The sequence below is a fragment of the Aureimonas altamirensis genome, from assembly GCF_023702225.1.
Taxonomy (GTDB): domain Bacteria; phylum Pseudomonadota; class Alphaproteobacteria; order Rhizobiales; family Rhizobiaceae; genus Aureimonas; species Aureimonas altamirensis_B.
This window is the reverse complement of record NZ_JAMQCO010000006.1, coordinates 136,327-158,630: the sequence shown is the minus strand read 5'-3', so window position 1 is coordinate 158,630 and position 22,304 is coordinate 136,327. Positions and strand designations below refer to the sequence as shown.

The window sequence follows — 22,304 nt, the reverse complement described above, 5'->3', positions numbered from 1 at the left end:
GCTCACGATTTCATGCTCCGCTTCACGTTCGAAAGATTGGCCGGCAGGACGATCGTGAAGGTCGAGCCCGTACCGAGTTCCGATTTGAGGCCGATGTCGCCCCCAAGGTTGCGCGCCAGCGTCCGCACATGCGCGAGCCCGATCCCCTCACCCGCAGTATCCTGTTTTCCCGACCGCCGGAAGAGCTCGAAGACCCGTTCGTTGTCAGCCGGCGAAATGCCTCGCCCATTGTCCTCCACCTCGATGACGATGCGGCCGAAGGAATCCTTGCGTGTGCGCACCATGATCCGCAGCGGTCGCGACGGCTCCCGATACTTGATTGCGTTATCAAGCAGGTTTCCGAGCATCTGATCAAGCGAGAGGCGGTCGGTGACGATGGATGTCGCCTTTACGTCGGTTTCGATCTCGCCATCGTTCTCGGCGCCCTGGTGGTGCACGGCATTCGTCGCCGTTTCTATCAGCGCGCGAAGATCCACCTTTTCGGGCTTCAGGCTGCGCCGCCCTTCCCGCGATATCTTCAGGATGGCGTTGATGAGGCCGTCCATCTTGCGGGTGGACGAGCGGATGAAGGAAATGGCCTCCGGAACTTCCTGGTCGATCGCCTCCTCGGCCTGCCGGCGCAGCGCGTCCTCGCCGGGCGGCAGACTGGCCATGTAGTCGCGCACCGGTGCGAAGGTAGCCTCCAGTTCGCTCGTGAAGCCCATGATGTTCACAAGCGGCGCGCGCAGGTCGTGCGTCACGATATAGGCGAAGCGCTGGATCTCCTCGTTCGCCTTGATGAGATCGGTCGTCCGCTCCTCCACCCGGGCTTCCAGGGCCGCATTCGCGGCCTCTATCTCGGCGCGGGCCTCGGCGACTTCGCGCGTATAACGCAGGATCGTCCAGGCGGCGGCCGCGGCCATGAGAATGATGGCGAGCGCGCCGATCACCGTCACGTGGCGCAGGGTGGACCCTATGTTCTCCTGCCGCTCTATGCCGGCCCGTAGCTGCGTTTCCGCCTGATCGAGGATCATGCCGAGCTGTTGCCGAATCTCTTCCATGAGGGAAAAACCGGTGCCGCCAGCAACCTCCGCGACGGCTTCGTCGTACTGGCCGCCGAGCGCAAGCGAGACGGTCGAATCCAGTTCCGCCGTCTTGGCGGTGACGCGCTGGCGCAGTTCCGAGAGGTCCACCCGACCGCCCATCAACTGGTCGAGCGCCTCCTGCAGACGTTCGACCCTGGAGGCGATGGACCCGATCTGCTGGCGATAGGGCTCGAGGTAACGCTGGTCCCGCGTCAGGAGATAGCCGCGCTGCCCCGTTTCGGCATCGGTGACGCGAGCCAGAAGATCGGCCGCAGCGCTGCGCACCGAGCGTGTCATCACGACCTTGTCGAAATTCTCCTGCGTCTGCCGCGTCAGGTAGAGGGAGCCGCCGACGATCGCCAGGAGCAAAAGCAGCGCTGCAGCCAGGAAAGCGAATGTGCGGGCATAGAACTGCTTCTGGGTGATCGCCATCGGAACCTGGAGTTTGTTGCAATGACGCACTCAATGCCGCACCGCGCGAGGAACCACAATCAGGAAGTTGCAGAGCGACTGTTCCGCGGTGGAAAACCGATGCGGACGGGTTGACAGGAATCGCCCCATCTAACAATCTCTTGTGGTCACGGTCTTCCATAGCCACAAGATATGGAAGCTAAGAGGGAATTCGGTTCCCCACGCGAGTGGTCAATCCGAAGCTGCCCCCGCAACTGTAGACGGGTAGCCTGCACCCATTCGCGCCACTGGAGCCTCGCTCCGGGAAGGCCGGGTGCCGGGCGAAGACCCGTAAGTCAGGAGACCTGCCGTGGCGACGAACCTTTCCCTGGGCGGGGTGTCCCGGCGGATCGTGTGGCTTGCCCGGCGTCTTGCAGCGCCGGTATGCACCACGTGTCCGCCTGGCCTGTCCATCCTATCCGACAGGAACAGCCGATGTCACTTTCCGCAGAATTCCCGACCGCCCGAACAGGCGCCCAGGTACAGGCCAGTCCCCTCCGCGTCGTCAAGCGCAACGGCCAGAGCGACGTCTTCGACGCGGGCAAGATCAGCGTCGCCGTCACCAAGGCCTTCCTGGCCGTCGAAGGACGCGAGGCAGCCGGCTCGTCGCGGGTGCACGACATCGTCGACGAACTGACGGACCAGGTCGCCTCGGCCGTCCAGCGCCGCGCCGGCCGCGACCATGTGATCCACATCGAGGACGTGCAGGATCAGGTGGAGCTGGCGCTGATGCGCGGCGGCCATCACAAGGTGGCCCGCGCCTATGTCCTTTACCGGGAAGAGCGGGCCAGGGCGCGGCTGGAAACACAAGCCGCGCCTGCCGCGCCGGCGATCATGGTGCGCGAGCCGGATGGCGGCGCCACGCCGCTCGACATGGACCGCCTGTCGGCGGTGGTGGCCGAGGCGGTCGAAGGGTTGCCGGGCGCGGACGCGGCGCGGATCGTCAGCGAAACCAGGCGCAACCTCTATGATGGCATCTCGCGCGGCGAGTTGTCGGACGCCCCGATCCTGGCGGCCCGGGCGCTGGTGGAGACCGATCCGGACTACGCCTTCGCCAGCGCGCGCCTGTTGATGGACAAGCTTCGAGCGGAGGCCCTCGGCTTCGTCAACGGTGTGCCGACGCACGCCACCGCCGCCGACATGCAGGACGCCTATGCCGATTATTTTCCGCGCTACCTCGCCCATGGCGTCGAGGCAGGGCTGATCGATCCGGAGCTTGCGCGTTACGATATCGCCGCCCTGAGCGCGGCGCTGAAACCGGAACGCGACCGGCAGTTCCAGTTTCTCGGGCTGCAGACGCTGTACGACCGATATCTGCTGCACAGCGACGATACCCGCTTCGAACTGCCCCAGGCTTTCTTCATGCGGGTGGCCATGGGCCTCGCCCTGCGCGAAACCGACCGGGAGGCGCGCGCCATCGAGTTCTACGAGCTTCTGTCCAGCTTCCGATTCATGGCGTCGACGCCGACGCTGTTCAACTCGGGTACGCCGCGCCCGCAATTATCCTCGTGTTTCCTCACCACCATCGGCGACGATCTCAGCCAGATCTTCAAGGCGGTGCGCGACAACGCCCTTCTGGCGAAGTATTCGGGCGGCCTCGGCAACGACTGGACGCCGGTGCGCGGCCTCGGCGCGCATATCCGCGGCACCAACGGCAAGAGCCAGGGCGTCGTGCCCTTCCTGAAGGTCGCCAACGACACGGCCATCGCCGTCAACCAGGGCGGCAAGCGCAAGGGCGCGGTCTGCGCCTATCTGGAAACGTGGCATGTCGATATCGAGGAGTTCCTCGACCTGCGGAAGAACACCGGCGACGACCGCCGCCGGACGCACGACATGAACACCGCCAACTGGGTGCCGGACCTGTTCATGGAGCGGGTCGAGGCCGACGCCGAATGGACACTGTTCTCTCCGGACGAGGTGCCGCACCTTCACGATCTGTACGGGGCGCAGTTCAAGGCCGCCTACGAGGCCGCCGAGGGCGATGCCGCCAGCGGCCGGTTGCGGGTGCATCGCAAGGTCCGCGCCGTCGATTTGTGGCGGCGGATGCTGACCATGCTGTTCGAGACGGGGCATCCATGGATCACCTTCAAGGACGCGTGCAACATCCGTTCGCCGCAACGCCATGCCGGAACCATCCATTCGTCCAACCTGTGCACGGAAATCACGCTGAACACGTCAGCCGACGAAGTGGCCGTCTGCAACCTCGGCTCGGTCAACCTCGTGGCGCACCTGTCCGACGAGGGGCTGAACGCGGACCTCCTCGCCGACACGGTGCGCACGGCGATGCGAATGCTCGACAATGTTGTCGACATCAACTTCTACACAATACCGGAGGCGCGCCGATCCAACCTGCGGCACCGCCCCGTCGGCCTCGGCCTCATGGGCTTTCAGGATGCGTTGCAGGCGCTTCGCATTCCCTATGCCAGCAAGGCCGCGGTGCGCTTTGCCGACGAAAGCATGGAATTGATCTCGTGGCACGCCATCGCCGCCTCCAGCGACCTGTCTGCGGAGCGCGGGCGCTACGAGACCTATGAGGGCTCGCTCTGGTCGCAGGGCATCCTGCCGATCGACTCGCTCGGCCTCCTCGCCGAGGCGCGCGGCGCGACCTTCGATGATTCGGCACGGCTGGACTGGGATGCGCTTCGCCGCAAGGTTCGCAACCAGGGCATGCGCAACTCCAACTGCATGGCCATCGCGCCCACGGCCACCATCTCGAATATCTGCGGCGTCTCCCAATCGATCGAGCCGACCTACCAGAACCTCTTCGTCAAGGCGAACATGTCGGGCGATTTCACGGTGGTGAACCCCTATCTCGTCCGCGACCTCAAGGCCCGCGGCCTCTGGGACGACGTCATGATATCGGACCTGAAATATTACGACGGCTCGCTCGGGCCCATCGAGCGGGTGCCCGACGACCTGCGGCACCTCTATGCCACGGCCTTCGAGATCGAAAGCCGCTGGCTTGTGGAGGCCGCGGCGCGCCGCCAGAAATGGCTGGACCAGGCCCAGTCGCTGAATCTCTATCTGGCGAACCCATCCGGCAAGGCGCTGGATGCGCTCTATCGCTCTGCCTGGCACTCCGGCCTCAAGACGACCTACTACCTGCGCACGCGCTCGGCCAGCCATGTCGAGAAGTCGACCCTGACGCGCAGCGACGGAAAGCTGAATGCCGTGGCGGTGTCCGCGCCGATGGCCTGCGCCATCGACGATCCGGACTGCGAAGCCTGCCAGTAACCTGAAATCCGACAGACACCCGGGATAGACAGAACATGCTCGACTTCATCGAACGACCGGAGTCCGCAACTGCGGACTCCACCACCGGCCTCGGCCAGATCGACCGCGCGGGCGGCCGCGTCGCCGTCGACGAAAAGCGGATGATCAACGCCCGCGCCGACGTCAACCAACTGCTGCCCATGAAATACCGATGGGCATGGGACAAGTATCTGGCGGCCTGCAACAATCACTGGATGCCGACCGAAGTGTCCATGCAGGCGGACATCGCGCTCTGGAAATCGACGGACGGGCTGACCGACGACGAGCGTCGGATGATCAAGCGCAACCTCGGCTTCTTCGCGGCTTCCGAGTCGCTGGTCGCCAACAACATCGTCCTTGCCATCTATCGCCAACTCACCAATCCGGAGTGTCGGCAATACCTGCTGCGCCAGTCCTTCGAAGAGGCGATCCATACCCATACCTTCCAGTACATCGTCGAAAGCCTCGGCCTGAACGAAGGCGAGTTGTTCAACATGTACCGCGAGGTGCCGTCCATCACCGACAAGGCGGCCTGGGCGCTGGCCTATACGCAAAGCCTCGAAGACCCGGCCTTCCGCACCGGCACCGAGGAAACCGACCGCGCCCTGCTGCGCGACCTCGTGGCCTTCTACGTCGTCTTCGAGGGGATGTGGTTCTATACCGGCTTCGCACAGATCCTGTCGCTGGGTCGCCGTGGCAAGATGGTGGGCATCGCGGAGCAATATCAATACATCCTGCGCGACGAGAGCCTGCACCTGAATTTCGGCGTCGACGTCATCAACCAGATCAAGGTCGAGAACCCGCATCTGTGGACGGACGCCTTCCAGCAGGAAGTGCGGGACATGATCCGCAGCGGCGCCGAACTGGAGGCCGCCTATGGCCGCGATACGATGCCGCGCGGCATGCTGGGGCTGAATTCCGGCCAATGCGAAAGCTACATGCACTTCATCGCCAATCGCCGCTGCGCGCAACTGGGTCTCGAGGCGGTCTTCGCGCCGACCGAAAACCCGTTCCCGTGGATGAGCGAGGCGATGGACCTCGGCAAGGAAAAGAACTTCTTCGAGACCCGCGTGATCGAATACCAGAATGGCGGTGCGCTCAGCTGGGATTGAGCGACGCAGATTGACGCGGCAATGCAAGTGCATTACCTGATTGTGGTGAGATTGTCGGGATTGATGTCATGAGCTTGCAGGAAGAGTCCAGGCTGACCGACCGGTACCAGACGACCGTTCCGAGCGGAGTGCGCCGGCAACTGCGCCTCCGCAAGGGCGACCGCATCCGCTACCGGGCCGATGCAGGCGGCCGCATCTACATCGAAGCGGCGCGGGATGACGAATGCGACCCGGCCATGCGCGCCTTCCTTGATCTTATCCAGCGCGATATGGAGGCACATCCGGAGCATATAGTGGCTCTGGATGGCGGATTACTCGACAGGATGAAGTCGCTTGTCGGCCACGTCGAGATCGACCTGGATGAGCCGCTGCCTGCCGAAGACGAATAATGAGCTCCGCCTCTGATCGACGACCGTTGATCGTCAATGGCTGGTCCATCTTCGCACACCCCGTCTTCATCGAGCAGCTCGAACTTCTGCTGGAAGAGGTTTCCGCGTCCAAGGCGCGGCAGCCCTTCGGATACGAGCGAAAGAACTGTTCGAAACGTCTGGCTGCGATCCTGAAGCTGATGACGCAGGACATTCCCGACGATCCCGGCGGAGCTCGTTTCCGGCAGGGCGACACTTTGGGACCGTCACGAAGGCATTGGTTTCGCGCAAAATTCTTTCAACAATTTAGGCTGTTCTATCGCTTCGACAGCACCGCCCGCATCATCGTACTGGGGTGGGTCAACGACGACGAAACGTTGCGCAGCTATGGCAGCCGTGTAGATGCCTACGCCGTCTTCCGCTCCATGCTGGCGGACGGCATGCCGCCCGATGATTTCCCGACCCTGCTCGCCGCCGCACGCCAAGCATCGCATCGCCTCTCTTCTTCCGTAGACGCTGCGGCCGGCCTTACGGCACGAAGTAGAAGTTGACGAGATGGAAAAACAGCGGCGCGGCGTAGGTGACGGAGTCCATCCGGTCCAATGCTCCGCCATGGCCCGAAATCATCGTGCCCCAGTCCTTCGCGCCCATCGACCGCTTGACGGCCGATAATACCAGCCCGCCGCAGAAGCCGGCCAATACGATGGCCAGGGCCAGCCCCGCCGCCTGCAGCGGGGCGAACGGCGTCGCCCACCACAGGCCGGCGCCCAGAAGAGTGGCGGTCGCGCCGCCGCCGACGAAGCCTTCCCACGTCTTGTTGGGGCTGACGACCGGCGCGATCCGATGGCGGCCGAACAGCTTGCCGAACACGTATTGCAGAACGTCGCTCGCCTGCACCACGAAGATCAGGAAGAACAGCAGCAGCACGTTGCGCCCCTCGAACCCCGGTATCTTCAGAAGCAGCAATGCCGGCGCATGGCTGATGCAATAGACGGTCAGCATCAGCGCCCATTGCACCTTGGCGCTGCGCTCCAAAAAGCCGTCCGTCTCGTGCCTCAGAACGGCCAGCGCCGGCAGGGCGAGAAAGGCGTAGACCGGAATGGCGATGGTAAAGAGCGTCTGCCAGTCGATACCGATCAGGATGTATTGCAGCGGCAGGAAAACGTAGAAGGCCGCCGCCAGCGCCGCATGGTCGGCCGGCCGCGTCGGCGTCAGGGAGATGAACTCGCGCAGGCAATAGAAAGACGTCAGCGCAAACAGCACCAGCGTGACCGCCTTGCCGAAGAAGAAGGCGATCGCCAGCACGGCGACCATCGACCACCAGGCGCGGATACGCTTGTTCAGATTATCCATCGTGGCGATGGCGCTTGGTTCGCTGGCGCGCCGCGCGAGCAGCCGCCCGACCCCCGTCGCCACCGAAAGGAGGATGACGAGGCCGAGCAGCAACCACAGAAGCGTCCTGTCCATCACCGGTCCTCCGCCAGCGCCACGACCGCGCCGCGTGCACGCGCGAGGAACGCGTCCTTGTCTTCGCCCCCGATCCGCTCCAGCGGCACGCCGAAGCGCACCCGGCAGGAGATCGGAACCGGCAGGAATGCCCCGCGCGGAAATGCACGGGACAGGTTTTCCAGATAGACGGGTACGAGCTCCGCTTGCGGATAGGCCTGCGCCAGCCTGTACAGGCCGCTCTTGAACGGACCGGGCAGGCGTTCCGCGCCGCGCGTTCCCTCCGGGAAAAGGATCAGGGAGTCGCCTTTGGCAAGCTCCGCCTCCAGCGGCGCGAGTACGTCGGCGCCGCCGCGCCTGTCCACCAGCACGGAGCCGAGGACGCCGAGCGAGACGAAGCGCGTCAGGCGATTGCGCCCCCAGTAATCCGCCGCCGCGACAGGATGGGTGCGCGGCCTGTAATGTTCCGGGATCGCCGCCCAGAGAAGCACCGTATCGAGATGGCTGCCATGGTTGGCGAAATAAATGCGCGAGCGGCCCGATGGCAGGGAGCCTGCCCATTCCGGCCGCCCGCCCACCAGAAAGCGCGCCAGCCCGACGACCAGTGCTCCGATCATCGAGGCCGCTCGTGCAGCAGCGCCGATATGCGGTGCAGCCGCCGGATGCAGGTGACGGCCGTGCCGAACAGGATGACCACCAGTGCGATCTGGATCGCGTAGAGAGTACCAAGGAAGCTGATCTCGAAAAACCCGATGACGCATCCGGCCGTCAGCGCGGCCATCCGATGCTGCTTGGCCATGGGCCCGCGATAATCCTGCCCGAACCCGAGCGAGGCTCCGAAGGCCCGGATATAGGCGGTACCCACCGCGCCCAGCGCCGCAAGATAGCCGAGTTCGGGCATCAGCGCGGCGTAACCGCAACCGATCAGGAACGCAGCATCCTCCAGCCTGTCCGGAGCCTCGTTGTAGAGGGCGCCGGAGGGAGAGTGCCTCCCCCCCTCCACCGCGACCATCCCATCCATGAGATTGCAGAGAAGGCGCAACTGCACCATCAGCGCGGCCAGCAGGAACAACCACCCATGAAGCGGCGCGGCAGACAGGGCGAAGCCGCCCGCCAGCGCAAATCCTACTCCGGCAACGGAGATCGTGTTGGGGGTTATCGGCGTTTTCAGGAGAAGGCGCGCAAGGGAACCGGCCCACGCCGTCTGCCGCGAGGCCAGCGGCCGCCTGTCGCCGGTTTCCTCAACCATCCGTATCGTCCCCCCCACAAGAATCATGGCCTGACACTATCGTGATTCTGCCACCGATTGACACCTTGGGTTTCACCTTGCGGCCGGAACGAATGCGTCTGGGGCCCTGTTTAGAACCATGTCAGACAGGAGGCGTTCATGACACTTTCTCCGCCCGTTCCCTACAGCGACGATGTCGAGCAGATCCGTCCCGACGAGGACGACACGGTTGCGGCGATCAACAGGACGTTCGACCATGTCCTGGAGACGACCGCGACGGACTACGGGCATGCCGTGCGTGCGGTGCACGCCAAGGCGCATGGCATCATAGAGGGGCGGATGACCGTTCCGGAGGGATTGCCGCCGGAGCTTGCCCAGGGCCTCTTCGCGACGCCGGGTGCGTATGATGTCTTCCTGAGGCTTTCCACCAATGCCGGCGACATCCTCGACGACGCGATCTCGCTGCCGCGCGGCCTGGCGATGAAAGTCGTCGGCGTGGCCGGCGACCGCCTGCCGGAAGCCGAAGGACAAACCCAGGATTTCGTCATGGTGAACGGCAAGGTTTTCCAGGCAAAGACGGCCGACCAGTTCCTGCGGAGCCTGAAAGGTCTTGCCCTGACGACCGACCGGCTGGACGGCACCAAGAAGACGCTGTCCACGATCCTGCGCGGCGTCAGCGCCGCGTTGAAGTCGGTAGGGGTGGAAAGCGCCGCCATCAATTCGCTGGGTGGAGCGCCGAATGTCGATCCACTCGGCGAGACGTATTACAGCGTGACGCCGTTTCGCTACGGCGACTACATCGCCAAGTTCAGCCTTGCGCCCGTATCCGACGACCTCCTGGCGCTGAAAGGCAATATCGTCGATACCGACGGTCGCCCCGACGGCATCCGCGAGACGGTGCAGGCCGAAATGAAGACGCGCGCCCCGGTATGGGAATTTCGAGTTCAGCTTTGCCGCGACCTCGACAGGCAGCCCGTCGAGGATCCCACGACGGCCTGGGCCGAAGACGAGGCCCCGTTCGTCACCGTCGCGCGCATCGAAGCCGGCCCGCAGGATAGCTGGTCCGACGACAAGGTGAAGGCGGTAGACGGCGAGATGCGGTTCAGCGTCTGGACCGGGCTGTCGGCGCACCGCCCCCTCGGCAATATAAACCGGGCCAGGCGCGATGCCTACAGGCACTCGTCGGCCTTCCGGGCAAAGTATAATCGTTGCCCCATCCATGAGCCCGCCGCGCGGTAACGCCCCCTGCCGCGTCGTCGAAACGATCGCAGGTCGCGGTCAACGCCATTTCACAATCGCTTGAGATTTCCGTCAAACGCATTGCCCCTGCTGAAATTCTGAAACAGACCTAGCGAAAGGGATTCAGGTACCGGCCAAAGCATGCCGGGCCTGAGCCCTTGATCGAGGGAGGGTTTCTTGAGCGCGACATTATTGATCGTGATCGGCCTGGTGTGCTTTGCCATCGGCTATTTCGTCTATTCGAAATTCATCGCCGAGAAGATCTACGCTCTCGATCCGAATTACGTGACGCCAGCCCATTCCATGAAGGACGGCGTCGATTACGTACCCACCAATCGGTTCGTCCTGTGGGGCCACCATTTCACGTCCGTGGCAGGGGCAGCGCCCATCGTCGGGCCGGCCATCGCCGTTATCTGGGGCTGGGCTCCAGCCTTCGCCTGGGTCGTGCTGGGCACGATCTTCTTTGCCGGGGTGCATGATTTCGGCGCCCTGTGGGCCAGCGTGCGCAACAAGGGTCAGTCGATCGGCGCGTTGACCGCCAACGTGCTCGGCACGCGGGCACGCAACGTGTTCATGCTGGTCATCTTCCTGCTGCTGCTGATGGTCAATGCCGTCTTCGCCGTGGTGATTGCGGGGCTGCTCGTCAACTTCCCGACATCGGTCATCCCGATCTGGGGCGCGATCGCCGTGGCGCTCGCCATCGGCCAACTGATCTACCGGCACCATGTCGGGCTGTTGTGGCCCTCGGTCATCGGCGTCATCGTGCTTTATGCGCTCATCTGGGTCGGTCAGGCCGTGCCCATCAGCCTCCCAGACAGCGTCTTCGGAATGAACCCGACGACGCAATGGATCCTCCTGCTCTTCGTCTATGCCGGGATCGCCTCGTTGCTGCCGGTATGGGTGCTGCTCCAGCCACGCGATTACATCAACGGTCTGCAACTCTTCGTCGGCCTGATCCTGCTCTACGGCGCGACGGTCCTGGCGGGACCGAGCATCGTGGTGCCCGCATTCAACACCGACGTTCCGCCGGGCACCCCGAGCTTCATTCCTCTGCTCTTCGTCACCATCGCCTGCGGCGCCGTGTCCGGGTTCCACGGCCTCGTTTCGTCCGGCACCTCGTCCAAGCAGTTGGACAAGGAAACCGACGCCCGCTTCGTCGGCTATTTCGGCGCCGTAGGGGAAGGGATGCTGGCCCTGGCCGCCATCGTCTGCGCCACCGCCGGCTTCGCCTCGCTGGAAGCATGGAAGGGCGTCTACACCCAGTTCTCCGCCGGCGGCGTGAATGCCTTCGTGGAGGGCGGCGCAAACATCCTGTCCAACGGCCTAGGGCTGGACGTCGGCATTTCGGCCACGATCCTGACCGTCATGGCGGCCCTGTTTGCCGGCACGACGATGGATACCGGGCTGCGCCTGCAGCGCTACGTCGTCCAGGAAGTCGGGGAGATCACCAATGCCGCGCCGCTGAAAAGCGGCACCGGGGCGACGCTCATCGCCCTCGCCTGCTGTCTGGCCCTCGCCTTCGGCGCAGGTTCGGGCGGTGCCGGCGGGATGCTGATATGGCCCCTCTTCGGCACCACGAACCAGCTTCTGGCAGGGCTGACCCTGTCCATCATTGCGGTCATGTTGATGCGGCTCCGGCGCCCGGTGATCTATGTCCTGATTCCCCTGGTCTTCCTTTTGACCGTGTCCATCTTCGCGCTCTTCATCCAGCTCGGCACCTTCGTCGCCAACGGGCAATGGCTGCTGGTCACGCTCAACCTCGCGGTCCTGGCTGCGGCGATGTTCGTTACCTTCGAGGCGGTCATAGCGATGAAGCGGGAGCGGGAAGCCCAGGCGGCGCAGGCGGCGGAATGAAGCGAACCTTCTTTTCCGCCGTCTCCGAGGGCCTGCGGGAATTTTATGTCGCACCTTACCGTCGCACCTTCGCGCGCGCCGCGCGCGAAGAAGAAGACCTCTTCATGATGCTGGCCATGAGCGAGGCGCTCGGTGTGCCGAACCCGGCGACCTACTACACTTTGGAGTTGCTTCCCGAAATACTGGACCGCTATCACGACTGGCACCGTCGCATGGGGCTGCCACGTTCTCCGCTCGATGGGCTCCGATGCTGCTGACGGCGCTGGCAGGCCGCAGACTCATCTTCCTGGGGGGCAAGGGCGGCGTCGGAAAGACCACACTGGCCTCGGCGCTCGCCGCAGGCTTTGCCGATGACGGCCGCCGCGTGCTGCTTGCGTCGACCGACCCGGCGCACAATCTCGGGCATATATGGCGGCGCGACGTCGGCCCCCGGCCGGTTCGCCTTGCGGCCGGGCTGGACGGGCTGGAGATCGATCCCGGCGAGACGGTGGACGCCCATCTGGCATCGGTCGCGGAAACACTCCGCCCTCTCCTGCCCGAACGTTTGCGAGAGCCGATGCGCCGCCACCTGGAACTGGCGCGCGACGCGCCGGGGATGGCGGAAGCGGCCTTGCTGGAGAAGATGGCCGAGATCGTGCAGACAGGCCTGGCAACCCATGACGTGGTGATTTTCGATACGGCGCCCTCGGGCCACACCTCGCGCCTCCTTGAGCTGCCGGAGCAGATGGCCGCATGGACCGAGGGGTTGCTCGGCCGCAGAGACCGTGCGGACCGGTTCCGGCAGGCGCTCGGCCAATTCCGGGCCGATGCCGTCGACGAGGATGGCGAAACGCGGGAGCAGACGATCCGCCGTGTCCTCGTTCGCCGTCGCGACATGTTCATGGCCATGCGCAAGGCCCTGACCGACCGCGCGCTGACGGCGTTTCTGATCGTCCTGGCGGCGGAGCGGCTGCCCGTCCTCGAAAGCCTGCAACTCGACGAGCGCCTGCGACGCGCCGGCATCCCCGTTGCAGGCTTCATCCTGAACCGCCTCGCCCCGTCCGGGGCCGAACCCTTCATCGCGGCGCGCCGGGCCAGCGAACGCCCTTATGTCGAGCAGATGGAAGAAGCAGCCGGCCAGCGCCTCCTTAGCCGTCTGCCGATGCTGGCGTCGGAGATCGTCGGCGCCGATGCGCTTCTGTCGTTTTTCCGCCGCGAGGTGGCCCGCCCGTAGACTGGACTTTGCGCATTTCCGCCACAATTCCCAATGTGGGGAATCTATCGGGGAGATGCTCAGGTGACCGCGTTGATCGATGCCGTGAACGGCGTTTTGTGGAATTACGTTCTCGTCTATGGCCTGCTGGCGGTCGGCATCTACTTCACCGTTCGTCTGGGCTTCCTGCAGATTCGCCATTTTCCGGAATTGTTCCGCGTCATCGCGAAGTCGGAGGAAACGGACAGGCATGGCATCAGCCCCTTCCAGGCGCTGACCATCTCGCTTGCCTCGCGCGTCGGCACCGGCAACATCGCCGGTGTCGCGGTAGCCCTGTCGCTCGGGGGTCCGGGCGCCATCTTCTGGATGTGGATCGTGGCGCTCCTCGGCATGGCCACGGCCTACGCGGAATCGACGCTGGCCCAGCTCTACAAGGTCGAGAACTCCGAAGGGCAGTATCGCGGCGGACCCGCCTTCTATATCGCCCGCGGGCTCGGGGCCCGCTGGGCGGGCAGCCTCTTTTGCGTCTTCCTGATCCTGTCCTTCGGCCTCGTCTTCAATGCCGTACAGGCAAATTCCATCGCCGACGCCATGGAGGGCGCATTTGGCTTCGACAAGCTGTGGGTCGGCGTCGCCGTCGCAATCCTGGCCGGCATCGTCATCTTCGGCGGCATCCGGCAGATCGCCCGTGTCGCGCAGGTGGTCGTGCCCGTCATGGCGGGCCTGTACCTGTTGCTCGCCATCGTCGTCGTCATCCTGAACATTTCCGAAGTGCCGGGCGTCATCGCGCTGATCTTCGGGCACGCGTTCGGCCTGCAGGAAGCGGCGGGCGGCATTACCGGCGGCGTTCTCGCGGCCATGCTGAACGGCGTGAAGCGCGGTCTGTTCTCGAACGAGGCGGGCATGGGCTCGGCGCCCAACATCGCGGCGGTGGCGACGCCCCAGCCGCACCATCCTTCATCGCAGGGATTCGTGCAGGCCCTCGGTGTCTTCATCGACACCATCGTCATCTGCACCTGTACCGCCATCATGATCCTGCTGTCCGACGTGTATCAGTTCGGCGGCGAGATCGAGGGCGCCACGCTGACGCAAAGTGCCCTGCAGGACCAGTTCGGCGCCTTCGGCCTGTATTTCATCGCCGTCGCGATCTTCTTCTTCGCCTTCACCTCGATCATCGGCAATTTCGCCTACGCCGAAAACGCGATGACCTTCCTGCGGGCCGATAGCAAGGTGCCGATGACGATCCTGCGCCTCGCTGTTCTGGCCATGGTCGTATGGGGCGCCTATGAAAGCGTCGCCACCGTCTTCAATGCGGCCGACGCGTCGATGGGCCTGATGGCGACCATCAACCTCATCGCGATCATGCTTCTGTCCGGCACGGTCGCCAAACTGACGCGCGACTACTTCCGCCAGCGGGCGGCCGGGAAATCGCCCGTCTTCGTCGCGGATGACTATCCCGAGTTGCAAGGTCGGATCGACAGCGACATCTGGTCGAAATAAGGCTCGTACCGGCTCGATCGTCCGCATCCGAGTTTGACGAAAGCATAGATTCTTCGTGAGTGCGTTGACGCGGCGCGCTTGTGCCCGCTATCCCGCAACGCAATGAATCCGGGAACTGTCCACACGTGGCCATAAGCTTAACTCTGCTGTTCGTTGTTTCTGGCGCAAGCTTCTGGTTCCTCCGGCTGACGGGCGCGCGCCTTGGCGCGATGGCTGCCCTCGTCCCGTTTGCCCTGTTCGCATGGTTCGCCACATACCTGCCCGGCATCGGCAACGGTTTCGAGGTGGTGGAGACGATCCCATGGGTTCCGTCGCTCGATGTCGCCCTGACATTCAGGCTGGACGGCTTCTCGTTGCTGTTCACCCTGCTTGTCACCGGTATCGGGACGCTGGTCGTCCTGTATGCCAACGCCTATTTCGGCGACGCGCCGGCCACGCGCCGCGCCAGCTTCATCGGCCTCATCCTTCTGTTCATGGGCGCGATGCTGGGCACCGTCTGGTCGGACAATCTCATCGGCCTCTATGTCTTCTGGGAGCTGACGAGCCTTTTCTCCTACCTCATCATCGGCTTCGACTCGAGCAAGAAGGACGCCCGCAAGGCGGCGCTGCAGTCTCTCATCGTCACGGCCGGCGGCGGCCTGGCCCTGTTCGGCGGCATCCTCCTGATCGGGCTGACACTGGATACGTGGTCGCTGTCGGAGATTGCCGCACGCGGGCCCGAGCTGGCGGCCTCGCCGCTGGCTCCGGCCATTCTGGTGCTGGTGCTGATCGGCGCCTTCACCAAGTCCGCGCAATTCCCGTTCCACTTCTGGCTGCCGAATGCCATGGCCGCGCCGACACCGGCTTCCGCCTTCCTGCATTCGGCCACCATGGTGAAGCTGGGCGTCTATCTGCTGGCCCGGCTGGACGCGCCGATGTCGTCCATGCCGGCCTTCGGCCCCCTGCTCGTGTTCTTCGGGGCGCTGACGCTTCTCGTCGCCGGCCTGCGGGCCCTGATGCAGGGCGGCTTCAAGGCGATCCTCGCTCAATCCACAGTCGGCTCCCTGGGTCTCCTGGTCATGCTGATCGGTCTTGGCGGAGAGGTCGCCAGCGTCGCCGTCGTCGGCTTCATCCTGGCCCATGCGCTGTACAAGGCGGCCCTGTTCTTCTGTGCCGGCACCGCCATCCACGCCACGCACCAGCCCGACGTGATGGCCATGCATCGTCTTGGCCGCGGGCTGCCGCTGACGGCAACCGCGTGCGTGCTCGCGGCTCTGGCCATGGCCGGCCTGCCGCCGCTCTTCGCCTTCATCGCCAAGGAAACGATCTTCGAGGCGATGCTGGACGATGGCGCCGGAGCGGTGCTCCTGGCAGCCGTGGTGGCGGGCAACGCAGCCTTCGTCATGATCGGCCTGACGGCGGCCCTGCGCCCGTTCTTCATGGGTCCCGACACCCCGTCCAAGATCCATCATCGGGAGTCGCCCGGCCTCGTCGCCGGCCCGCTCCTGCTTGGCGCCGCCGGCCTGTTCTTCGGATTGTTTCCGGGTATGGCCGCGCCGCTGACCAACGCCGCGGCCAGCGCGATCGCAGGCACGCCCGTCACCTTCTCACTCTACCTTTGGCATGGGTTCACGCCCATGCTGATGCTCAGCCTGGCCGTCGTCGCCCTGGGAATCGTCCTGTTCCTGGCCTGGCCCCTTTCGTTGCGCACGATCGGTCGCAGCCGCTTCCTGGCGAACCTGCTGGGCGATGCCGGCTATAACCGCCTCTTCGACGGAACGCTGACGCTGGCCGGTGCTTCCACACGCATCCTCCAGAATGGCGACCAGCATCGCTATACCGCGATCGTCGTGGCCGCTGTTCTTGCCATTGCCGCCGGCACGCTCGCTTTCGTTGCCCCGCCCGCACGGCCAGACCTGTCGCTGGACGGTTTCCGCCTTGCCCCGGCCGCCGTCCTGGCGCTGATGGTGGCCGGCGGCATCATCGCCGCCAAGGTCCGCTCGCTGATGGCTTCCGTCGTGTCCATGGGGATGATCGGCTTCGGCTCGGCGTTGATCTTCCTGATGAACGGCGCGCCCGACCTCGCGCTCACCCAGTTCTCCGTCGAGGTGCTGGTCGTGCTTATCCTGACAGCGCTCCTGCTGCGCATGCCCGTCCGCACGGCGGCGTCGCGCACCATCGCCGAGCGCCGCTGGGACGCGGTCCTTTCCATCGCCTTCGCCGGCCTCGTCTTCTGCGGCCTCATCGCCATGACGGGCGTACCGCTGGACATGACCCTGTCGGAGTTCTACGGACAGACCTCCTATGCGCAGGCCTACGGCCGCAACGTCGTCAATGTGATCCTGGTGGACTTCCGGGCGCTGGACACGATGGGCGAGATCGCCGTCATCTGCTTCGCCGCCGCCGGCGTATGGGGCATGCTGCGTATCCGCGCCGGGCGCAACGGAGGGCGTGCCGCATGAATTCGCTTATTCTGTCGGCGCTCTCGCGCATCATCTTCACCATCATGTTCGGCGTTTCGCTGTTCATCCTCTACAGGGGGCACAATTTTCCCGGCGGCGGTTTTGTCGGCGGGCTGGTCGCGGCCTCGGGCTTCGCGGTCCTGGCGCTGGCCAACGGTGCGACGTCGGCGCGCCAGGCCCTGCATTTCCATCCGATCGCCCTGACGGGCTGCGGCCTCGTCATGGCCATCGCCAGCGGGTTGCCCGGCCTTTTCACCGACCAATCCTATCTCACGCATTGGTGGCTCCATATCGGCAGTTTCCACGCCGGTACGGCGCTGATCTTCGATATCGGCGTCTATCTCGTCGTGATCGGCGGCATCATGGCCATGGTGCTGCGCTTCTATGAGGAAACCGAAGCATGAACCTCATCTTCGCGCTGGCGATCTCGGCGCTGGCAGGCTGCGGGGTCTACATGCTTTTGTCTCGCCACGTCATCCGCATCATCATCGGCGTCGCCATCCTGTCGGCGGCGGTCAACCTCGTGATCCTGTATAGCGGGCGTATCGCCAGCAACCTGCCGCCCGTCATGCCGGCCGATGTATCCGAACTGGGGCTCGACGCCGCCAACCCGCTGCCGCAGGCGCTGATCCTGACGGCGATCGTCATCGGATTCGCCCTGACGGCCTTCGCCTCGGCGCTGGCGCTGCAGCTTCTTCGCTCCAACGGGACGGTCGATACCGACGACCTCACCGATGCCGAGCGCCTCGGCAACCCCTTCACCAGCAAGGGCGACAAGGCGTGAGCGGCTGGTTCATCGCAAATGCCGTTCTGTGGCCGGTCCTGGCGCCCATCGCCACGGCCGCGCTTGCGGCCCTGTTGTGGAACTTCAGGACAGCCCAGAAGGTCATTTCGTGCGTCGGCACGCTGCTGACATTCGCCGCCGGGCTGTATCTTCTTCGGCGGGTCGACGCCGAGGGTGTCGTCGCCGTGCAGTTCGGCGCCTGGGCCGCTCCCTTCGGCATCACCTTCGTCGCCGACAGGCTCGCGGCGGCCATGGCCGCCATCACCGGACTGATGGCGCTGGCCACGATGATCTTCGGCACGGCCGACATCCGCCAGCGGGAGGAGCGCGCCGGCTTCCATCCGCTGTTCCACGGCATGCTGGCAGGCGTCAACGGCGCATTCCTGACCGGCGACATCTTCAACCTCTATGTCTGGTTCGAGATCATGCTCATCACCGCGATGGGCCTTCTCGCCATCGGCCGCACGCGGGCCCAACTGGACGGCGTGTTCAAATACGCGGTGCTCAACCTGTTCTCGACGCTGCTGTTCCTGATGGCCGTCGGAATGCTCTATGGGGTCGCGGGCTCGCTCAACATGGCCGACATAGCCCTGCGCCTGCGGGACCAGGAGCCTTCTCTGACGCTCGTCATCGTCGGCGTCCTCCTGTTCTGCGGCTTCGGCATCAAGGCGGGCTATTTCCCGCTCTTCTTCTGGCTTCCGGCCTCCTACCATACGGCGTCCGTGACAGTGGCGGCGATCTTCGCCGGCCTGCTCACCAAGGTCGGCGTCTATGCCTGCTTCCGCGTTTTCACGCTGATCCTGCCGATGGAAACGTCGGGCCTTGCGCCGATCATGGCCGTCATCGCGGCCGGCACCATGCTGTTCGGCGTATTCGGAGCGGCCGTGCAGTGGGACGTGCGGCGCATCCTGTCGTTCCACATCGTCAGCCAGATCGGCTACATGCTGCTGGGGCTGGCGCTCGCCACCCCGGCGGCGCTTGCCGGCGGCATCTTCTACACCGTCCACCACATCATCGTTAAGGCCAACCTGTTCCTGATTGCGGGGGCGATCCACCGCGGGTCCGGCAGCTTCGACCTGCGCAAGGGCGGCGGCCTCCTCAGGGCCCACCCGCTGCTGGCCGTTCTGTTCCTGATACCGGCGCTGTCGCTGGGCGGCATCCCGCCCCTGTCCGGCTTCTGGGCAAAGTTCATGGTCATCGACGCCACCTTCGGCGCCGGCGGCTGGTGGCTCGCCGGACTGGCGCTCTTCGTCGGTTTGCTGACGCTGTACTCGATGAGCAAGATATGGGCCGAAGGCTTCTGGAAGCCGGCGCCGGAATGGCACGGGCGCAAGCGCCCCATTCCGCCGGCCTTCTACGCGGCCATCACGCTCCTTGCCGCCCTGACGGTCGCCATTGGCCTGTTCGCCCAGCCCTTCGTGGCCTATGCCCAGGCCGCCGCGCAACAACTGGCCGATCCGACGCACTATATCGAAACGGTGATGGGGACGAGGCTCGACTGATGGCGAATTCCATGGTCTCCCGAACCGGCGCCGGAGCGGTGCTCCTGGCGGTCTTCTTCCGCGAGCTGGTAACCTCGTCCTGGGCCGTCGCGCGCGCCGCCTTCGCCCGCGCCCCGGAAACGCGCTCGGCCATCGTGGCGGTTCCGGTCACGTTGAAGACGGATCTCGGCATCGCCACGCTCGCCAACATGATCACCCTCACGCCCGGCACCTGCTCGCTGCATGTCAGCGACGATCGAAAATGGATCTATGTCCACGCTCTCGACGCGCCCGATCCGGAAAGCGTCGTCAGGGGAATAGTCTCGACCTTCGAGGACCGGATACGGAAAATGGAGCCATGATCGAACAGCTCGACCAGATCCTCGGCATTCTGGACGGCGTCCTGATCGCCGCCCTCGTCGTGCCGCTGGCGATGACGTTCTGGCGTATGGCGCGCGGACCGGGTTTTGCCGATCGGTTCATCGCCGTCGACATGCTGACGGGCATCGCCATCGCGATAGCCGCCCTGACCGCCAGCCTGTCCGGCCGGCGCGAGTTCCTCGACGTGGCGGTGGGTGTTGCGCTGATCTCTTTCGTGGCGACATGCGCCTTCGCCGCATTCCTGGAGCGGAGGCGCTGATGGAAACCGTGCTCCTCCTCCTCGCCGTCATCCTCAAACTGGTCGGCGTCGCCTTCGTCTTTGCGGCGGCGCTCGGGTTGATCCGCTTCCGCGATCCGTTCCAGCGCATGCATGCGGCCACGAAAGCCGGCACCGTGGGCGCCATCTTCACCGTCCTCGGCGTCATGTGTTCCATGCAGGGCCTGGGCCCGACGCTCATCGGCCTGTTCGTCATCGCCTTCCTTCTCCTGACCGTGCCGGTGGCCGGGCATCTTCTGGGCCGGGCGGCCTATATGTCCGGCGGCAGCATCGAGGGGCTTGTCGGAGAGGATGCGCTCAAGGGCGTACTGGACCGTCAGGACCTTCCGCTGGAGGAGCGGATCGCCCGGGGGACATTGGACGATCAAGTAAACGTGAATTCAAGAAGCGTGGAGCGCTAACCAAACTCTGCGAGGAGAATTTCGCATTTCAATCCTGGGAGGGGATTCTGTTGCCGCAATCTGCCTTATTCATCATGGCGCTTCTGCCGATCGCCATCGTTCTCGTCCTACTCGTCATCATGCGGCGCTCGGCCAAGCTGTCGATGCTGGTCGCATATCTGGTGACCGTCGTTCTGGCGCTTGCGGTATGGGGTCTCGATCTTTCGGTCATCGGCGGCGCCACCATCAACGGCCTCGTCACCGCGCTGACGCTGCTGTTCATCATCTTCGGCGCCATTCTCGTCCTGCAGACGGTGCAGGAAAGCGGCGCGGTCCGCGCTATCCGGCAAGGCTTCACCGACCTGTCGCCGGACAGGCGTGTTCAGGCGGTCATCATCGCCTGGCTTTTCGGCTCCATGATCGAGGGCGCCTCCGGCTTCGGAACGCCGGCTGCGGTGGCTGCGCCGCTTCTCGTGGCAATCGGCTTCCCCGCCATGGCGGCGGTTCTGGTGACGCTCATCATCCAGTCGACGCCGGTGTCCTTCGGCGCCGTCGGCACTCCGATGCTGGTCGGCGTCGGAACGGGCCTGTCAAACAATGAAGGCGTCGTCAACAGCATCGCGCCGCTGACCCTGTCCGAATACGTCGTGCAGGTTGCAGCCAACGTCGCGCTCGTCCACGCGTTGGTCGGCTTCATCATCCCGCTCATCATGGTGGGCATGCTGACGCGCTTCTTCGGCGCAAACCGCTCCTTCAAGGAAGGATTCGCGATCTGGCCGTTCGCCCTGTTCGGCGGCTTCGCCTTCACGGTGCCCTATTACCTCGTGGCGCTTCTGCTCGGGCCGGAATTTCCGTCGCTTCTCGGCGGTCTCATCGGTCTCATGATCGTCATTCCGGCTGCCAAGCGCGGTTTCCTGCTGCCGAAGACGACGTTCGAATTCCCGCAGCGCGCCGGTTGGAACGAAAACTGGTTCGGCACGCTGGCTCCGGCGGACGCCCGGTCGGAGGAAACCGGCGAAGGCCGGCATATCGGCCTTCTTCGCGCCTGGTCGCCCTACGTGGTCATCGCGGTCCTGCTGGTCGCAACGCGCACCATCGCACCCCTGAAAGCCGCGTTGACGTCGTCGGCGGCGACACTCTCGCTGACCGACATCTTCGGTTCGGGCATCAACGCCAGCGCCCAGCTTCTCTATTCGCCGGGCGCGATCATGATCCTGACGTCGATCATCGCCTTCTTCATCTTCGGAATGAGCGGCAAGGCCTATGGCCGGGCGTGGAGCAACTCGGCCAGGACGATGGTGGCGGCGGCGCCCGCGCTGCTGATCGCCGTCCCCATGGTGCAGGTGTTCCTGAACACGGGGCGCGGCGAGCTGGAATCGATGCCGCTGGTGCTGGCGGAGACGATCTCCAGCGTCACCGGTTCCCTGTGGCCGCTCTTCGCACCGTTGATCGGCGCGATGGGCGCGTTCATCGCCGGCTCCAACACCGTCTCCAACATGATGTTCTCGCTGTTCCAGTTCTCGGCGGCGGAGCAGATCGGGCTGACGGGTCTCGGCACCATCGCGGTCGTGACGCTGCAGGCAGTCGGCGGAGCCGCCGGCAACATGATCTGCGTGCACAATGTGGTCGCGGCATCCGCTGTCGTCGGCCTGACCGACCGGGAGGGCGACATCATCCGCATGACGCTGATCCCGATGGCCTACTATACGCTGCAGGCCGGCCTTGTCGGCATGGCGCTCATAAGCGGCGGCATCTGGTGGGCCCTGGCGGCAGCCTGGCTTGCCGTCGTGCTGGTGGCCATGTTCGCCAACCGCGGCGCGGCCCCGCAGGCCAGCCGCGCTGCCGCCTGACGGCG

At 64.8% G+C, this 22,304-nt stretch carries 21 protein-coding genes and 1 riboswitch; of the genes, 17 read left to right on the top strand and 4 right to left on the bottom strand.

The genetic code is table 11. The annotated features are described in order from the left end of the window. Positions 1 to 2: 2 nt before the first annotated feature. The gene (locus NDN16_RS11800) at positions 3 to 1,496 is read right to left on the bottom strand and encodes a sensor histidine kinase (protein WP_251113780.1); all 1,494 of its coding nucleotides are present in this window, start codon (positions 1,494 to 1,496) and stop codon (positions 3 to 5) included. A gap of 132 nt (positions 1,497 to 1,628) precedes the next feature. After that, positions 1,629 to 1,841, top strand: a riboswitch (cobalamin riboswitch). A 108-nt stretch (positions 1,842 to 1,949) separates the two neighbouring features. Between NDN16_RS11800 and NDN16_RS11795 the strand changes: the two genes are divergently transcribed. From NDN16_RS11795 to NDN16_RS11780, 4 genes are all read left to right on the top strand, one after another. Beyond that, entirely contained in the window at positions 1,950 to 4,748 is a 2,799-nt protein-coding gene (locus NDN16_RS11795; RefSeq protein ID WP_251113779.1) for a ribonucleoside-diphosphate reductase subunit alpha, read from the top strand. A 35-nt stretch (positions 4,749 to 4,783) separates the two neighbouring features. Beyond that, a complete protein-coding gene (locus NDN16_RS11790) occupies positions 4,784 to 5,878 on the top strand; it encodes a ribonucleotide-diphosphate reductase subunit beta (RefSeq protein WP_251113778.1) in 1,095 nt (364 codons plus the stop codon). A 68-nt stretch (positions 5,879 to 5,946) separates the two neighbouring features. Beyond that, positions 5,947 to 6,267 (top strand): type II toxin-antitoxin system PrlF family antitoxin, encoded by a 321-nt coding sequence (locus tag NDN16_RS11785; protein WP_251113777.1) that lies wholly within the window; start codon positions 5,947 to 5,949, stop codon positions 6,265 to 6,267. Further along, positions 6,267 to 6,797 (top strand): type II toxin-antitoxin system YhaV family toxin, encoded by a 531-nt coding sequence (locus tag NDN16_RS11780; protein ID WP_251113776.1) that lies wholly within the window; start codon positions 6,267 to 6,269, stop codon positions 6,795 to 6,797. Before NDN16_RS11785 ends, NDN16_RS11780 begins: the two co-directional genes overlap by 1 nt. On the opposite strand, the gene NDN16_RS11775 is transcribed toward NDN16_RS11780, so the two are convergent. The 3 genes from NDN16_RS11775 to NDN16_RS11765 are packed head-to-tail and all read right to left on the bottom strand — an operon-like array spanning position 6,775 to position 8,941. Then, complete coding sequence (locus NDN16_RS11775) at positions 6,775 to 7,713, bottom strand: phosphatidate cytidylyltransferase (protein WP_251113775.1); 939 nt, start codon at positions 7,711 to 7,713, stop codon at positions 6,775 to 6,777. The two genes, NDN16_RS11780 and NDN16_RS11775, sit on opposite strands and share 23 nt — an antisense overlap. After that, positions 7,713 to 8,309, bottom strand: coding sequence for a lysophospholipid acyltransferase family protein (locus NDN16_RS11770; protein ID WP_251113774.1), 597 nt, complete (start codon positions 8,307 to 8,309; stop codon positions 7,713 to 7,715). The genes NDN16_RS11775 and NDN16_RS11770 overlap by 1 nt, the downstream gene beginning before the upstream one ends. Continuing rightward, positions 8,306 to 8,941 carry a CDP-alcohol phosphatidyltransferase family protein gene (locus tag NDN16_RS11765; protein ID WP_251113773.1) on the bottom strand — a complete coding sequence of 212 codons (636 nt, stop codon included), beginning with the start codon at positions 8,939 to 8,941 and terminating at the stop codon, positions 8,306 to 8,308. Before NDN16_RS11765 ends, NDN16_RS11770 begins: the two co-directional genes overlap by 4 nt. Before the next feature lie 138 nt (positions 8,942 to 9,079). Between NDN16_RS11765 and NDN16_RS11760 the strand changes: the two genes are divergently transcribed. The 13 genes from NDN16_RS11760 (at position 9,080) to NDN16_RS11700 (ending at position 22,299) form a co-directional block, all read left to right on the top strand. Then, positions 9,080 to 10,159: a catalase family protein gene (locus tag NDN16_RS11760; RefSeq protein ID WP_251113772.1), complete on the top strand. Its 1,080-nt coding sequence runs from the start codon at positions 9,080 to 9,082 to the stop codon at positions 10,157 to 10,159. Positions 10,160 to 10,336: 177 nt separating this feature from the next. After that, positions 10,337 to 12,013, top strand: a complete 1,677-nt coding sequence (locus tag NDN16_RS11755) for a carbon starvation CstA family protein (protein WP_251113771.1) — start codon at positions 10,337 to 10,339, stop codon at positions 12,011 to 12,013. Then, entirely contained in the window at positions 12,010 to 12,270 is a 261-nt protein-coding gene (locus NDN16_RS11750; protein ID WP_251113770.1) for a cory-CC-star protein, read from the top strand. Before NDN16_RS11755 ends, NDN16_RS11750 begins: the two co-directional genes overlap by 4 nt. Continuing rightward, the gene (locus NDN16_RS11745) at positions 12,261 to 13,226 is read left to right on the top strand and encodes an ArsA family ATPase (RefSeq protein ID WP_251113769.1); all 966 of its coding nucleotides are present in this window, start codon (positions 12,261 to 12,263) and stop codon (positions 13,224 to 13,226) included. Before NDN16_RS11750 ends, NDN16_RS11745 begins: the two co-directional genes overlap by 10 nt. 63 nt (positions 13,227 to 13,289) lie before the next feature. Further along, entirely contained in the window at positions 13,290 to 14,705 is a 1,416-nt protein-coding gene (locus tag NDN16_RS11740) for an alanine/glycine:cation symporter family protein (protein ID WP_251113768.1), read from the top strand. Between the two features lie 125 nt (positions 14,706 to 14,830). Further along, positions 14,831 to 17,146, top strand: coding sequence for a hydrogen gas-evolving membrane-bound hydrogenase subunit E (mbhE, locus tag NDN16_RS11735; RefSeq protein WP_251113767.1), 2,316 nt, complete (start codon positions 14,831 to 14,833; stop codon positions 17,144 to 17,146). Continuing rightward, on the top strand, positions 17,143 to 17,550 hold the full coding sequence (locus NDN16_RS11730; protein WP_251113766.1) for an MnhB domain-containing protein: 408 nt from the start codon (positions 17,143 to 17,145) through the stop codon (positions 17,548 to 17,550). Before mbhE ends, NDN16_RS11730 begins: the two co-directional genes overlap by 4 nt. Next, a complete protein-coding gene (locus tag NDN16_RS11725; RefSeq protein ID WP_251113765.1) occupies positions 17,547 to 17,930 on the top strand; it encodes a sodium:proton antiporter in 384 nt (127 codons plus the stop codon). The genes NDN16_RS11730 and NDN16_RS11725 overlap by 4 nt, the downstream gene beginning before the upstream one ends. Continuing rightward, complete coding sequence (locus NDN16_RS11720; protein WP_251113764.1) at positions 17,927 to 19,432, top strand: Na+/H+ antiporter subunit D; 1,506 nt, start codon at positions 17,927 to 17,929, stop codon at positions 19,430 to 19,432. Before NDN16_RS11725 ends, NDN16_RS11720 begins: the two co-directional genes overlap by 4 nt. Beyond that, positions 19,432 to 19,773 (top strand): Na+/H+ antiporter subunit E, encoded by a 342-nt coding sequence (locus NDN16_RS11715; RefSeq protein ID WP_285292622.1) that lies wholly within the window; start codon positions 19,432 to 19,434, stop codon positions 19,771 to 19,773. The genes NDN16_RS11720 and NDN16_RS11715 overlap by 1 nt, the downstream gene beginning before the upstream one ends. Continuing rightward, positions 19,770 to 20,051 (top strand): monovalent cation/H+ antiporter complex subunit F, encoded by a 282-nt coding sequence (locus NDN16_RS11710; RefSeq protein WP_251113763.1) that lies wholly within the window; start codon positions 19,770 to 19,772, stop codon positions 20,049 to 20,051. The genes NDN16_RS11715 and NDN16_RS11710 overlap by 4 nt, the downstream gene beginning before the upstream one ends. Beyond that, a complete protein-coding gene (mnhG, locus tag NDN16_RS11705) occupies positions 20,051 to 20,470 on the top strand; it encodes a monovalent cation/H(+) antiporter subunit G (protein WP_251113762.1) in 420 nt (139 codons plus the stop codon). Before NDN16_RS11710 ends, mnhG begins: the two co-directional genes overlap by 1 nt. 50 nt (positions 20,471 to 20,520) lie before the next feature. Then, entirely contained in the window at positions 20,521 to 22,299 is a 1,779-nt protein-coding gene (locus NDN16_RS11700) for an L-lactate permease (RefSeq protein WP_251113761.1), read from the top strand. The last annotated feature ends 5 nt before the right edge of the window (positions 22,300 to 22,304 follow it).